Source organism: Sporosarcina pasadenensis, assembly GCF_047228845.1.
In the GTDB taxonomy this organism is placed as follows: domain Bacteria; phylum Bacillota; class Bacilli; order Bacillales_A; family Planococcaceae; genus Sporosarcina.
Map to the genome: position 1 here is coordinate 92,660 of NZ_JBFEGM010000010.1, position 14,634 is coordinate 107,293.

A 14,634-nucleotide genomic window follows, 5' to 3' on the forward strand; every position below is an offset into this window, starting at 1 on the left:
TTTATTATTATTGGGCAACGATTGTTTTGTCAGCGACGATTTCATCGTTTTCAAATACAACTTCCCCATTAACAATTGTCGTTTTGACTTTTCCTTTAAACGTCATGCCAACATACGGAGAATGCTGGTGCCGGTAGAACAGATCTTCATTTTTAAGTTCAAAGCTTTCTTCCAAGTTAACAATCGCAATGTCAGCATCATAGCCTTCTGCAATTGTTCCCTTATTTTCAAGACCGAACAATTTAGCTGGGTTTGTCGCTGTTAACGCAACGATTTTCTCTAAAGGAAGATTGCGTTTGAAGTACCCTTCAGTCAACATGATGTTTAGTGTTGATTGAGCACCTGAAATTCCGCCCCAACCTTCGAAATAGTTATCTGTTATTGTTTTCATAGACGCTGGAGCTGGAGAATGGTCAGATGCGATGACGTTAATTTCCCCATTCGCTACAGCAGCCCATAGGTCTTCGACTTCGTTCTCATCACGTAGTGGAGGGCAGCATTTCGCCAATCCGCCTTTTTCTTCAAAGTCTTGTACATTTAGAGCTAAATAATGTGGGCACGTTTCGACCGTAATATCAACGCCACGCTGTTTAGCTTCAGTAATGATCTCAACTACTTTTCTGCTGCTCGCATGGACAACGTGCAATTTACAGCCAGTCGCTTCTGCATAAGAGATAATTCTTCTGACAGCTTCAATTTCCGAAATGATTGGTCGTGATTCTACGAAATCTCTCGCAGTCGTTTTCCCTTGCTTTTGTTTTTCTTCAGCAAGCTGATCACAGATGACAGTGCTTTCAGCGTGAACCGCAAGAAGCGATCCAAAAGATGCGATCTCTTTCATTCCTTTGAAGATCGTTTCATCGTCGACATGATTAAAGTCGGCAATTCCGCTTGGGGACATGAATGCTTTGAAGCCAATAACCCCGTTTTCGTGAAGCTCTTTCAGATCAGCAATATTCTCAGGAACTAGACCACCCCAGAAATAAGGATTGACGACTGATTTCTCTTCTGCACATGCCTTTTTCAAGTCTAGATTTTCTTTATTGATCGTCGGAGGAGTGCTGTTCAACGGCATATCGAAGAAAGAAGTCGCTCCGCCAGCAGCTAAGCTACGGCTTCCTGTAGCAAGACCTTCCCATTCCGTTCTCCCCGGCTCATTAAAGTGAACATGCGTATCGATCAATCCAGGCAAAACATGAAGTCCTTTTGCATCGATCACTCGGTCAGCTGAACCTTCAAGTGATGGAGATACTTCTTTAATTTTACCGTCTTTAATCGCAATATCCCCTTGAATAATGGATTCTGCAGTAACTATCTTTCCGTTTTTAATGATCAAATCGTATGTAGTCATATTTCATTCCTCCAAAAAGCTATTTCCCATTGCCATTGCTGTAGCTGGCAATGGCAATGGGTTTATTTGAATCATTTATTTAGCAGAAATCAGTTTGCCGACCGGCTCTCCCACGATTCCTTGTTCAAGATCAAATACGACGTTTCCGCGAACGATTGTTTTTGTTACGCGGCAGTCGATTTTTCTGCCTTCGTATGCACTATGTTTGTTTTTATAGTAAAGGTCTTCCCTTTTCACCGTATAAGACTGGTTAGGGTCTACTAAAATGATATCCGCATCTTTTGAAACAGCGATTTCACCTTTATGTGGAATGTTGAAACGCTCAGATGGATTCGTTGCGATCAACTCGACAAATTTATGAACTGGAAGTCCACGTTGTTTAACAGCCAAGTCAAACATAAGGTCTACGTTGTTTTGCGCGCCGCTAATACCGCCCCACGCTTCCCAAATGTTCCCTTGCTTCAAGTCTTCCGTACATGGTGAGTGGTCAGACGTTAGCCAGTCGATATTCCCAGCTAAAAGCTCGTCCCATAATCTTGCTTGATCTTCCGCTTTTCTAATTGGAGGCTGACATTTTGCTCGTGGACCAATCTCGTCAACTTGATCGGCAGTGAATGCGAAATAATGCGGGCATGATTCAACCGTAACATCTACACCTTCTTCACGCGCCTTCAAGATTGTCTGGATTGCCTCTGAAGTACTAATATGAACTAGATGCAATTTACATCCCGTTTCTTTAGCAAACAGAATAGCACGTTGAACAGCTTCCACTTCTGTGAATATTGGGCGTGATTCCGCATATTCCACGCCAGAGTTTTTGCCTTCTCTCGCGTATTCCTTCGCAAGTCCAGACGTAACGGATGCGTTTTCCGCATGGATGCATAGGATCTGATCAAGTTCTGCGAGCTTTTGCATGCCTTTGTATAATGTGAAGTCATCCACATTTACGAAGTCTTCCGGAATATCACTTGTAATATCGGATAGGAAGCATTTGAAAGCAAGAACGCCTGCGTCAGCCAATTCTTTTAGATTGTCCAAGTTCTCAGGTACGAGTCCGCCGTAAAATGCGTAGTCAACATAGTTTTGGTTAACAGCTGCTTCCAGCTTAAGATCCAATGCCTTTTTATTGATTGTTGCTGGCAGGGCATTCAGCGGCATTTCCACATAGCTAGTCGTTCCTCCAGCAGCTAATGATTTCGATCCCGTCTCGAAACCTTCCCACTCTGCACGTCCAGGTTCGCTTATGTGAACATGTGTATCGATCATTCCTGGCATTACATATTGGCCAGTTGCATCAATGACCTCTTTCGCATCATCCGTAATCGTTTCCGCGATGCAAGAAATCTTTTCATCTTTAATCCCGATATCAACTTTGTAAACACCGTCACGCAATACAACATTTCCGCCTTTAATAACCAAATCAAATGCCATTTGAAATTCCCCTTTCAACTATCAATAATTTTTACATTCAACAACTTTATAAGCCAAACAACAGTTTCGACATATCTTACTTTAACTATTCTCCTTATTTAACTCTGGAGTTTTTTCGAATAATTTTCCTTTTCCATGTGGCAATTCAAGCGCCGTGTAAAGAATGAACGCTGTAATGATCCCGACAAACCAGGACATATCGTAAAGCGGTTTTAAGAAGGGAACAAAATTGCCGATCAAACAAACAACGCCTGCAACAATTGTTGTTACAATCGCATTTACATTGAAGCCTTTTGTATAGTAGTACCTTCCCTTTTTGGCTTCATACAGAGCATTCAAGTCAACATTCTTTTTAGAAATGATGAAATACTGAGCTAACATGATGCCAGTAACAGGAGCTAATATCCCACCGATAATGTTTAAGAATGTGAAAATACTTGTTGCGCTCTCCATCAACTTCCATGGCATTACAAGAATCCCAATGATCGCTGCAATGATTGCGCCGGATTTGAAAGTAAGTTTTTTAGGGAATAAGGATGCCAATTGGTAACCGGCAGGTACTATATTTCCCGTAACGTTAACGGATAAAGTAGTTAAGCACAGTGTTAAAACAGAAATAGCGACTGCAAATGTACCATCAAATCGAGCTACAACATCAAGTACATTCCATATCGGTGTTCCGAAAGCGATTTCAGAACCGACAATAATCGCGATACTTGCCACCGCAAACAATAGGTATGCGACAACAAGTCCTGCAGTTTGTCCAATAGCTTGCGTCTTCGTAGATTTAGCTAGCTTTGTGAAATCTGAAATGTTTACAATCGGTGCTGCCCATGCTGCAATTACTGCTGTGATGGCAGCAATGAAGATAACGATTTTATTCCCTGCAACTCCCGAGCCCGTATACGACAAAATCGGTCCAATTCCGCCCGCTAAGTTAATGGCCCAAATTGCCATTCCACCAAACACGATGTACACAAGCGGTGAGAGGATATTTGTAAATTTCCCTAGGAAACCCATTCCTCCATAAATCAAAGCAACATTGAATAACCAGAAGAGTAAAAACGAAATTAATGCCGGCAATGTCAATCCTAAAAGGTTCCAATCTCCGCCTAACGTTAAATACGTCGGCCAAAGCTTCCCGATTAAGATTGATAATGCTTGGCTACCTGCGTACGTTTGAAACCCAAACCACATAATCGCGGAAATAACTCCACGTAACACGCCCGGTATCATTGCACCTTTAGGTCCATATGATAAACGCAGCAACATCGCAAACGGCAAGCCGTATTTCGACCCCGCGTGGCCATTCAGGACGAGCATCGCTGCTATGACAACAGAGGCAACCATTATCGCTGCGAAAACTTGACCGACTGACAATCCTAAAGCAAACAGACCGCCAATGGCAATATAGTTTGGAATGTTATGAACAGAACCCATCCAAACAGTGAAAAAGTTGCTAACGCCCCATTTTCGATCCGCTTCCTCTGTCGGTAATACATCATTGCTATAGCCTTCAGCCATAGCTTTTTCTCTATTAAAAAGATTCAAAAGAACTCCTCCTTATACAACTAACATTCGAGACCAGTTATGGACTACATCATTATACATACTCTCTAGCCATACTTCTTTAGGTCTCTTAAACAAAAGAATCATCTTTTATTATGTATAGTGGATAAGGAAGGTTAAGATTATATACATTTTATCTAACTGATTGTGCAGAATGAACAACAGAAGTACCTCGTGAAGAGTGTTTCTCCACGAGGTACTTCCTTAAGTTTTTATTTCTCGAAGATCGTTCCTTTTTTGAAGTTCGAACCTTTAAAGGCAAACTTCGATAGAAGATAGTAAGACGTCCCTGCCACTACTAATCCAATGATCCATGCAAGCTCAACCTCTAGGAAGGCAGCTGCCGCACCGATAAACATGGCAAGTAGACCTGCTGGATTATATCCTGCGAATGATCCCTCTTCATTATACAAGTCCGTCATATCCACTTTCTGTTTCCTTAAGATGAAATAGTCAACTAGAAGGATGGAAATAACCGGCCCCAAGAATGCAGAATAGATAAGAATGAACATATTCAAACCTGTAGCGGATGACTCTTGGATAAGCAGCCAAGGGAATGCACCTAAAGCTAGCAAACCTGTAATGATCGCAGATGGTTTATATTTAAGTTTCGTCAACATCGTAATTACATAAACTGGCGGAATGATGTTCGCCACCATATTTGTTGCAATAACCGCAATTACGATAAATGCTGATACGAATACAGAAACATAATCATTGTTCAATATGATCGGAAGTGCTTGTGCAGGGTTTGTTACACCCGTTGCAGCTGCAAGCATCGCTCCGATGACAATGACAAACCCATATGAAATCGTAATTGGGATAAAGTATAATGCTCCGCGCTTCTTATCGCTCAGGCCAGTTTTCAACTCTCTGGAATAGTCTGCGGCACTTACAAAGATACCTGCATAGTTTCCTAAGAAGACCATGATAAGGCCGAAGAACGGCAAGCCCCATGAACCTTTAGCTTGTACCCAGTTTTGAGCAATGTCAGCCGTATGGGAAGTCATAAGGATTCCAAATACATACACAAGTGCCGCCATGAACACAACTGACGCAACTGTCTCAACCCATTTGATTGCATGGAAGCCGAACAGCGAAAGGACAATTTGGAATAGTTGAAGTCCTACGAAGCAGACAACAACATTATTGAAAGATCCATCCGTAACAATCTTCATAATTTCATTTAACGCAGTACCGCCAATCCAGCTTTGGATTCCGTACCAGACGATGGCAGGTATGCCCCGTAATAAGGAAGAAATGACTTTACCCTTTATCCCGAATGCCATTCGAAGCTGCACAACATAAGGAATACCTTCTCGATAGCCGAGTCGATCATTCAGTGCGAAAATAGTTGAAATGATCCCGATGGAGATCAATGCTGCGAGAATTGTCTGGTAGATGTTCAATGTTGCCACACCCGCCACAATTACGCTGGCTCCCAATGTCATATTCCCGAGGTTAACCCCGTCGCCAATCCACATGAAAACATAGTCTCTAGGTTTGACGGTACGGTCCTGATCGGACTTCGGATGCAGTGATTCATCCAATGTCGAAGTTTGTTCGATCGGAACTGCTTTTGTATCGAAACTTTCATTAATTGTAGACATTTGTTATTCCCCTTTCGGTGCTGTGATTAAAGATATATTTATTCGAGCGATCAAATTACTTTTGCAGAAAAACATTTTTTCGTTGTTTTACGCCTCTCTACAACGTTTTCGCTGGGAACAATACTTATTATACATAGCTTTTCGGAAGAGGTCTTTATGTCTAGTAAACAAAATGCACAAACACCAGCTAGATACAGTGCATAACTTTTTTCACCCCCACAGCCCATTTGGACAATACTTTGTATACTTTGAACAACGTCTTTTATGCACATGGCTTTGTATGTTTTAAACAAATTCCATTTACAGTTAAATAGGTATTGATATATTCGTTCAAACAAAAGGAAGAACAATACCCATATAAGGGACATGTTCTTCCTTTTTAATGTAGTCATATGATCATCTTTGCCACTACCGTAAATTCAGACCTTCAGCGAACCACGGAACCCCCTGGCAGCATAGTAGGATTCCGCTCCATTATGGTACATAAACACAGTGTCATAGCGCCGGTCACAAAAGATGGCTCCGCCGAGCTTTCTAATAGAAGCCGGTGTCTGTACCCAGCTCGACGTTTTCATATCGAAATTCCCGAGTGTTTGCAACATCCGATATTGCTCTTCTGTTAATAGCTCAATGCCCATTTCAGTTGCCATATCCATTGCGCTGTTTTCCGGTTTATGTTTTTTCCTTGATTCCAGCGCTTCCCGATCATAGCAAACACTTCTTCGGCCTTTCGGGCTTTCCGGTGAACAATCGTAAAAAATGTATTCATCCTTGTCGACGTCGTAGCCGACAACGTCCGGTTCGCCACCAGTCCTCTCCATTTCACTGAGCGACCACAGTTTTTCGTCATTCGCTTCAAGCTTGTTTTCAATCTTTACCCAGTCAAGACCTTCGTGGCGGTCCATGTTCTTCTCAAAACGGGATTTCAATGTTTTAAGTAAGTCTTCCCGTTGTTCTGATGACAACTTCTCAATTTTCTTCGTCATAGTAGTTTCCACCTTTTTTATTTCTTCTTTATATAGTATAACCCTTCCCTCAGTACTTTTTGTACTTCGAAATAAAAAGAGGGATTCCCAATCGAAGTCACGAAACTACTATCTATAGGGAAAGGAGGAGGTTTTATGAAACCACCTGTAGCAAAACGTATTCCCCATCCCCATGAATTGCATGGCGATGTGCGCGAAGACGACTATTATTGGCTCAAGGATCGTACCAATCCGGAGGTCATCGAGTATTTAGAGGAAGAAAATCGATATTTTGAGGAGATCATGCGCCCACTCGAAGAGCAGGCTGAACAGATTTATGAAAGCATGGTTGACCGGGTTCCCGATTCAGAAGTGAAAGTACCAGTGCAGCACGGACCATTTTTCTACTATTCGCGTCTGGACAAAGACAAGCAATATCCGATCTATGCACGCAAGCGGGCGGCAAGCCGCGAGCTTCTGCCGGAAGCGACGGAGGAAGTGGTGCTCGATTTGAACGTACTCGCCGAAGGCAGCGACTATTTAAGCGTGACGGCGCAACGTATCAGCACTGATCAAAACCGACTCGCTTATTTGGAGAACCGGGACGGCACGGACCGGTATACAATCCATGTTAAGGACTTGGAAACGGACGAGCTTCTGCCCGATCGGATTCCGGATGTCTTTTTATATGGCAGCATGGAATGGAGTCGTTGCGGTGACTATATTTTTTATATTACGGTTGATGAGAATCAACGTCCGTACCGATTATGGAGACATCGCTTAGGAAGTGACGTGGATAATGATGAACTCGTCTTCGAAGAAAAAGACGAGACGTTTACATTGTTCGTGTCAAAATCGCAAAGCGGGAAGTTTATTTTTGTTTATTCACATTCGAAAACATCAAGCGAAATCCGCATGTTGGATGCAGATGCTCCATTATCCCCTTTGCAACTGCTGGATGCGCGGCGTGAAGGAATTCTATACGACGTTGAGCATCGGGAAGATGACCTGTTCATACTGACAAACGAAGAAGCACTGAACTTTCAATTGCTCCGCTGCCCTCTCAATGACCTAGAGTCACGGGTTAAAATCATTGAGCATAGCGAAGAACGCTATCTTCAAGCTATATATCCGTTCCGCAACACGCTGCTAGTTGCTGGCCGTGAGAATGGATTGACGCAGATCTGGAAGGTACAGGACGATGGGTTGGAGCGATTTGAATGGGAGGAGCCTCTTTATACGGTTGCTGTTTTATCCGACCAAAGCTATGAGGCGACGGAAGTATTACTTCAATACGAGTCATTGCTTACCCCGAAAACAACTTTCGGCCTGAACTTAGTGACAGGAGAGAAGCATCGACTACAAGTTGCCCCGGTTAGTGGAGAATATGATCGTTCCAACTATCGTCAAGAGCAATTGTGGGCGGAAGCGGAAGATGGAGTCAACGTGCCAATGACCGCCGTCTACCGGGAAGGTGCGTTCGATGATGGACCAGCGCCGTTGATTCTGTATGGGTATGGATCCTATGGCGCAAACAGCGATCCGCATTTTGATCCGTATCGCATTCCGCTTTTGGACAAGGGTGTCGTATTTGTCACAGCGCAAGTTCGTGGTGGTTCCGAGATGGGACGAAGTTGGTATGAGGATGGGAAAATGCAGAAGAAGCGAAACACTTTCACCGATTTTATCGCTGCAGCGAAATATCTTATTGAGCAGGATTACACAAGCCCGAACTTAATGGCAGCTCGCGGAGGAAGTGCGGGAGGCTTGCTTGTCGGTGCAGTAGCCAATATGGCTGGCGAGCTGTTTCAGGTCATCGTCCCGGCAGTTCCGTTCGTCGATGTCGTCACGACGATGCTTGATACCACGATTCCCCTTACCACGTTGGAATGGGACGAGTGGGGCAATCCGCAAGATCGGGAGGATTATTTCTATATGAAGTCATATAGCCCGTACGACAATGTGGAGGCGAAAAACTACCCGCATATGTATATCACTACCGGCCTGAACGATCCGCGAGTCGGATACTGGGAGCCAGCCAAATGGGTCGCACGAATGAGAGCAATAAAAACCGATGATAATGTCATCGTGCTTAAAACGAATATGGGCGCCGGCCATTTTGGCAAGTCAGGCCGATTCAACCACTTGAAAGAAGCGGCGGAATGCTATGCATTCATTCTAGATAAGCTTGGCGTCACTGCCGAATTGCCAATTTCCAACCCCCGTTAATTCGGGGGTTTTCTTTTGAATGAATAGCATTTAGATTCATCTATAAATGACTGTCACCCACGCAATTTGACTATACTGTCGTTCGAGGAGTGATGGATATGTATAAATTATTGTCGCATAATGATTTGGATGGTGTTGGTTGCGGTATTTTAGCGAAGATCGCTTTTGGAAAGCAAGTTAAAGTGCGCTATAATTCCGTTTCTGGTTTAGACCGGGAAGTGGAATGGTTTTTGGAAAATGAAGATAAGGAAACTTTTTTGTTCATTACGGATTTGTCGGTCAATGAAGAAAACGAGAAGAGGCTTGAGTCGTTTTATGAAGATGGCGGAAAGGTCCAATTGCTTGATCACCATAAAACAGCGCTTCACTTTAACGAGTATGATTGGGGTCATGTCGTCGTAGAGGACGATGAAGGTAAATTAACTTCAGCGACTTCCCTATTTTATGAATACCTTGTGACACACCAGCTTATGGAACCATCGGAATCGATAGCTGAATTTGTCGAGCTCGTCAGGCAGTACGATACGTGGGAATGGGAAAAAAATAATAATCAGTCTGCACAACGTCTTAATGCCCTCTTTTTCCTAATTACAATTGATGAGTTTGAAGAAAAGATGATTGATCGACTACTTTCAGACGACCACTTCCACTTTGATGAATTCGAGAAAAAATTGCTCGATATGGAAGAAGATAAAATTGAACGGTATATTCGCCGTAAGAGACGAGAGCTCGTCCAGTCGCAAAACGGAGACCTATTCGCCGGAATTGTTTATGCGGAATCGTACCATTCAGAGCTTGGCAATGAGTTGGGCAAAGAATACCCTCATCTTGATTACATCGCAATCCTCAATATCGGGGGGAAACGAGCCGGTTTTCGAACAATCCATGATCATGTTGATGTATCTGAAGTGGCCGGGCAATTCGGCGGAGGCGGTCATGCAAAAGCTTCAGGATGCTCGTTAAGCAAGGAGGCATTTAAGCAGTTTGTGTTGGACACGTTCCACTTGGAGCCATTAAGGGAAGATGCACGACGTAATCGCTACAATGTGAAACATTCTTCGTTCGGTTCCCTCTATAAAAACCGAATGGAAGACAGCTTTTTCATCTATCCGGAAGACGATCAAGCATGGGCCATTAAACAAAATAACGAAAAGATAGATCAGCCTTTTACAAGCTTCGAGGAAGCGGAGCGTTTCCTTAAAAGAAACTACGAAGCATGGCTTGTACGGGACGAAGCTTTCGTCAATTATTTAATGGAACAGATACGAAATAAATAAGCGATGCCAAATAAGCGGTGCCCAAATAAGCGGTGCCTGTGCAGCAAACTATTCTGACTATGCACTACAATTGAATAAATTAAATTCAGAATCCATTCGTGTCAATGTTCACAATTTAAAAATATGAATCTTTATACACTTCGATGAATTGTCATAAATGTGTGCTGCACAGGCACCGGCAAAATTCTGATAAATAAAAGCGGGCTCTCTAAGATGAGAGGACGCTTCATTTATTGGACTGTATATCCACCATCTAGTACTACCGCTTGGCCGGTCATGCCTTTAGCTGCATCGCTCGCAAGGAATAGTGCCAAATCGGCGATTTCCTTAACGTCTAATAGTCGCTTCTGAGGAACCAATGGATAAATGACTTCCTCCAGAACGGATTCAAGTGGGACATTGCGTGTTGTCGCTAAGTCTTCTAGCTGATTGCGCACTAACGGCGTGTCGACATACCCAGGACAGATTGCGTTCACCGTAATCCCATCTGCTGCTGTTTCCAGAGCAGCCACTTTCGTCAACCCGATGACACCATGCTTCGCTGAGTTATATGCGGCTTTCCCTGCGAAACCGACTAGTCCATTGATGGAAGCCATGTTCAGGATACGTCCAAAGCCATTTTTCCTCATATGTGGCAATACGAGTTTCGTTGCGATAAATGGCGCTGTCAGCATAATTTTAACAAGCAATTCAAACCGCTCCGTCGGGAAATCCTCAAGCATCGCAACATGCTGCATCCCTGCATTATTAATGAGAATATCAATCCGTCCAAAATGATCGATTGCTTCATTGATCGCCTTTTCCAAATCTGCTTCAGACGTGACATCGCACTTGATACCAATTGCGTCTTTGCCGAGTCTTTGCGCAGCGGCCTTCACTTTTTCCTCATTAATATCAGATAGCACAACCTTAGCGCCGGCTTCAGAAAATTCTTGGGCAATTTCAAAGCCGATTCCTTGTGCAGCTCCTGTTATAAATAAAACTTTTCCTTCTACCATGTGAATACCTCCTGAAACAAAAATACAGGGCGCCTCACCCGTCTTTCATATGGCGCCCCAAAGGTGAACTGTCAACCAGTTTTAAACTGGTTAAAAAATATTTGGTTAAATTCCAAAGCCTAAGGAGAACAAGATGATTGCAATTGCCACTCCAATGACAGGAACTATTACAGTTAAGGCACCTACTGGACCGTATGCGTCTCGGTGTGATTCTCCACAAATAGATTGAATTGTTGTCACGACATAGCCGTTATGCGGGAGGGAATCAAGTGCACCAGACGAGATGGCGACAACACGGTGCAACGCCTCCGGATTCACTCCCATATCCATATAATGCGGCGCAATCAAAGGCAAGGCAATCGTCTGGCCACCTGATGCAGAACCAGTCATACCTGCAATGACCGATACAGCTATAGCTGCCCCAATTAAAGGAGAGCCTGGAATGTTCGTCATAGCTTCTACAGCCATTTGGAAAGCGGGAACCGCTTTTGCAACTCCACCGAAACCGACGACAGCGGCAGTGTTACCAATCGCAACAATTGCTCCAAGCGTCCCTGCGGAAACAGCTGCACCAAAATTCGCGGAATATTTTCTTCCTACAATATAAGTAGCAATAATCCCACCGAGCAACGCGACAATCAATGCGGATTGTGCTAACGAATCGTGGAAAATAAATGAAATGATTAGTACAACAGCCAAAGGAATCATGGACAAGAATGGATTTGGCAGTTTACGAGTCGTATCGAATGCTGGATCCGATTCCCTACCGACGAACCGCTCACCCTTGTTCACTGCTTTTGTCACCATTCTCTTCAGCCACCAGTATCCAAACACCGCCATGAACACGGCGACAATTAAACTGACTTCCCAGCCTGCGTAAGCCGTTGTATTCAAATACGGGATCGGAATCCAGTTTTGAATTTCCGGCGATCCGGCAGAAGTCATCGTAAATGTGACGGATCCAAGAGCAAGTGTCGCGGGAATGAATCTTCTTGGCAAATCAGCTTGTTTAAATAAAGAGATTGCCATAGGATAGACGGAGAATGCAACAACAAACAAACTTACGCCGCCATATGTCAAAATCGCACAAGCGGCTACAATTGCCATTACGGCATATTTCATCCCCATTTTGTCTACAAACCATTTTGCAACGGCATCCGCCGCTCCGCTATCTTCCATCACTTTCCCAAATACTGCACCAAGCAAGAACATCATATACCAAGATGCAATAAAGGAAGTGAATCCACCCATATAACTTGTTACAAAATCAGCTTGCCCTTCATCAGCAAGTTTGGCGAATAGCGGCATTCCACTCATTAACGCAACAAACAATGCAGAAATAGGACCGACGATCAAAATATTGACACCCTTCATTGTCAGGAAAATAAGAAGAGCGAGTCCCCCAATCAAACCAATCATCCCTAATGCTTCCATTGTATTTCCCCCAAATGTAATTGTAATTTTCAGTTAATGTTATTCAAAAAATAATGACAATAGCTACATTACAATTTATCAATAGCTCGTCTCCCTAGAATCCACCTCCTACGTATGTATACGGAAAACGCTTTCAATTCATTTAATCAAAGCTTATGAAAACTTGCAAACCCTTATTTCTAAACGTTTTACAAGATAAAGAGAAAAAACAGTCCAGAATCTCGGACTGTTCAGATAGAACTCTTTCCAATATATAAAGCACGCTTTTCATTACGTCCGAAATTCCGGACACGTGTCCAGAAACTCGGAAAATAGGTCAAAACTCATATTTTTTCAACTTCTCATAAAACGTACTTCTACTTAGCCCTAGCACCTTTGCTGCTTCTCCCTTATTCGGGTACATCTGGAGAGTTTCAGCAATGATACTCCTCTCCATTTGCTCAACCGCTTGCTGTAACGTTTGGGTTTTGCCCGTATAGTATCGGGACTTGGATCGGACTCCTTGAGGCAGGACACTAGGCTCTATCACATCTCCATTAGTTAAATAGACTGCCGCTTGGATTACGTTCTGCAATTCTCTCACGTTCCCCGGCCAACTATATTCTTTTAAAGTTTGCATCGTCCCCGGTGCAATTGAAAGATTTCGCTTTCCCACTGTCGCAATCGTTTCGTGAAAAAAGTGATTTGTAATTTCCTCGAAATCATCCATTCGCTTACGAAGTGGTGGAATTTGCAACGTAACCGCATGAATTCGATAATATAGATCCTCTCGAAATTTCCCGGATTCCATTAAGGTTTTCAACGGTTGATTCACAGCAGCAATGATTCGGACGTTTACTTTATTTGCATTGTGTGACCCGATCGGTTCAATCGTTCCTTCCTGGAGCACCCGCAATAATTTAACTTGCATCGATAGCGGCATATCCCCTAAATCATCCAAGAACAATGTCCCGCCTTCAGCTTGATGGATCCTCCCTTTTCTTTGGATTTGTTCAGTAGATCCAACACTGCCAAAGAGCTCAAGTTCAAGAAACTCTGCTGGAATTGCTGCACAGTTCACTTTTACAAAAGGCTTTTCAGAGCGGTTGGATAGGTAATGAATACTTTGTGCAAACATTTCCTTTCCAGTTCCGCTTTCACCTTGGATCAATACAGGTAAATCACTTGGGGCAATCATTTGAATGGTTTCTTTAATTGATCGGATTGAATCGGAAGATCCAAGAATATCTTGAAGTTGGAAGGTCGTTTTCTCTGCCGTCTGTCCAATCTTAATTTTCTCCATTGTCGTTCTCACTTGAGAGCTCAAGTTATGCCAATCGTTCATGTCTCGAAAGATGACACTTCCGAACGCCCCTACAATTTCTCCATCCACTCTCACTGGAACACGATTCGCTAACATGTAGTTCCCTTTTATGAAGTGCGGCGATGCGATATGCTCCTCACCCGTCTCGACAACTTCATGCATACGTGAGTTTTCAATAACTTCGTTCACCGGCTTTCCGATTGCTTCTTCACGAGTCGTTTCAAGGAACTTACAGTATTCTTCATTGATATATAAAATGTTCGATTCTTTATCAACGACAACAAACCATTGAAATGCATTTTCCAATATCTCTAGTAAAACTGATTCCGTTAATCTATCCGTTACCGACGTCATCATACCCCTCCACCATATCCCTAGTAATCTCATCTTCTCAAAATAGTAAATATAGTGCAAACAGATAAATTTTAATGCAGAAAATAAAAACGAGGTGAACTCATCCATGTTCG

10 protein-coding genes are annotated in these 14,634 nt (G+C 43.2%); 2 read left to right on the top strand and 8 right to left on the bottom strand.

The window, feature by feature from the left end; translation table 11 throughout:
* Positions 1–7: 7 nt before the first annotated feature.
* From AB1K89_RS14150 to AB1K89_RS14170, 5 genes are all read right to left on the bottom strand, one after another.
* Entirely contained in the window at positions 8–1,351 is a 1,344-nt protein-coding gene (locus tag AB1K89_RS14150) for an allantoinase (RefSeq protein WP_413055361.1), read from the bottom strand.
* A gap of 75 nt (positions 1,352–1,426) precedes the next feature.
* The gene (gene allB, locus AB1K89_RS14155) at positions 1,427–2,782 is read right to left on the bottom strand and encodes an allantoinase AllB (protein WP_413055362.1); all 1,356 of its coding nucleotides are present in this window, start codon (positions 2,780–2,782) and stop codon (positions 1,427–1,429) included.
* A gap of 81 nt (positions 2,783–2,863) precedes the next feature.
* Positions 2,864–4,333: an allantoin permease gene (gene allW / locus AB1K89_RS14160; RefSeq protein ID WP_413055363.1), complete on the bottom strand. Its 1,470-nt coding sequence runs from the start codon at positions 4,331–4,333 to the stop codon at positions 2,864–2,866.
* Positions 4,334–4,563: 230 nt separating this feature from the next.
* On the bottom strand, positions 4,564–5,961 hold the full coding sequence (locus tag AB1K89_RS14165; RefSeq protein WP_413055364.1) for an NCS1 family transporter: 1,398 nt from the start codon (positions 5,959–5,961) through the stop codon (positions 4,564–4,566).
* Positions 5,962–6,380: 419 nt separating this feature from the next.
* Positions 6,381–6,947 (bottom strand): DUF4256 domain-containing protein, encoded by a 567-nt coding sequence (locus tag AB1K89_RS14170; RefSeq protein ID WP_413055365.1) that lies wholly within the window; start codon positions 6,945–6,947, stop codon positions 6,381–6,383.
* A 135-nt stretch (positions 6,948–7,082) separates the two neighbouring features.
* On the opposite strand from AB1K89_RS14170, the gene AB1K89_RS14175 reads away from it, so the two are divergent.
* Together AB1K89_RS14175 and AB1K89_RS14180 are read left to right on the top strand one after the other, a co-directional pair.
* Positions 7,083–9,155, top strand: coding sequence for a S9 family peptidase (locus AB1K89_RS14175; RefSeq protein ID WP_413055366.1), 2,073 nt, complete (start codon positions 7,083–7,085; stop codon positions 9,153–9,155).
* A 98-nt stretch (positions 9,156–9,253) separates the two neighbouring features.
* Entirely contained in the window at positions 9,254–10,432 is a 1,179-nt protein-coding gene (locus tag AB1K89_RS14180) for a DHH family phosphoesterase (protein WP_413055367.1), read from the top strand.
* A 230-nt stretch (positions 10,433–10,662) separates the two neighbouring features.
* On the opposite strand, the gene AB1K89_RS14185 is transcribed toward AB1K89_RS14180, so the two are convergent.
* The 3 genes from AB1K89_RS14185 to AB1K89_RS14195 form a co-directional block, all read right to left on the bottom strand.
* Positions 10,663–11,430 (bottom strand): 3-hydroxybutyrate dehydrogenase, encoded by a 768-nt coding sequence (locus AB1K89_RS14185; protein ID WP_413055368.1) that lies wholly within the window; start codon positions 11,428–11,430, stop codon positions 10,663–10,665.
* Positions 11,431–11,535: 105 nt separating this feature from the next.
* The gene (locus AB1K89_RS14190) at positions 11,536–12,864 is read right to left on the bottom strand and encodes a GntP family permease (protein ID WP_413055369.1); all 1,329 of its coding nucleotides are present in this window, start codon (positions 12,862–12,864) and stop codon (positions 11,536–11,538) included.
* Between the two features lie 316 nt (positions 12,865–13,180).
* Complete coding sequence (locus AB1K89_RS14195; protein WP_413055370.1) at positions 13,181–14,521, bottom strand: sigma-54 interaction domain-containing protein; 1,341 nt, start codon at positions 14,519–14,521, stop codon at positions 13,181–13,183.
* Between the last annotated feature and the right edge of the window lie 113 nt (positions 14,522–14,634).

Coding starts and splice junctions, on each gene's coding strand:
- AB1K89_RS14150 (WP_413055361.1), bottom strand. CDS start 1,351: ATGACTACATACGATTTGATCATTAAAAACGGAAAGATAGTTACTGCA.
- allB (WP_413055362.1), bottom strand. CDS start 2,782: ATGGCATTTGATTTGGTTATTAAAGGCGGAAATGTTGTATTGCGTGAC.
- AB1K89_RS14165 (WP_413055364.1), bottom strand. CDS start 5,961: ATGTCTACAATTAATGAAAGTTTCGATACAAAAGCAGTTCCGATCGAA.
- AB1K89_RS14170 (WP_413055365.1), bottom strand. CDS start 6,947: ATGACGAAGAAAATTGAGAAGTTGTCATCAGAACAACGGGAAGACTTA.
- AB1K89_RS14175 (WP_413055366.1), top strand. CDS start 7,083: ATGAAACCACCTGTAGCAAAACGTATTCCCCATCCCCATGAATTGCAT.
- AB1K89_RS14180 (WP_413055367.1), top strand. CDS start 9,254: ATGTATAAATTATTGTCGCATAATGATTTGGATGGTGTTGGTTGCGGT.
- AB1K89_RS14185 (WP_413055368.1), bottom strand. CDS start 11,430: ATGGTAGAAGGAAAAGTTTTATTTATAACAGGAGCTGCACAAGGAATC.
- AB1K89_RS14190 (WP_413055369.1), bottom strand. CDS start 12,864: ATGGAAGCATTAGGGATGATTGGTTTGATTGGGGGACTCGCTCTTCTT.
- AB1K89_RS14195 (WP_413055370.1), bottom strand. CDS start 14,521: ATGACGTCGGTAACGGATAGATTAACGGAATCAGTTTTACTAGAGATA.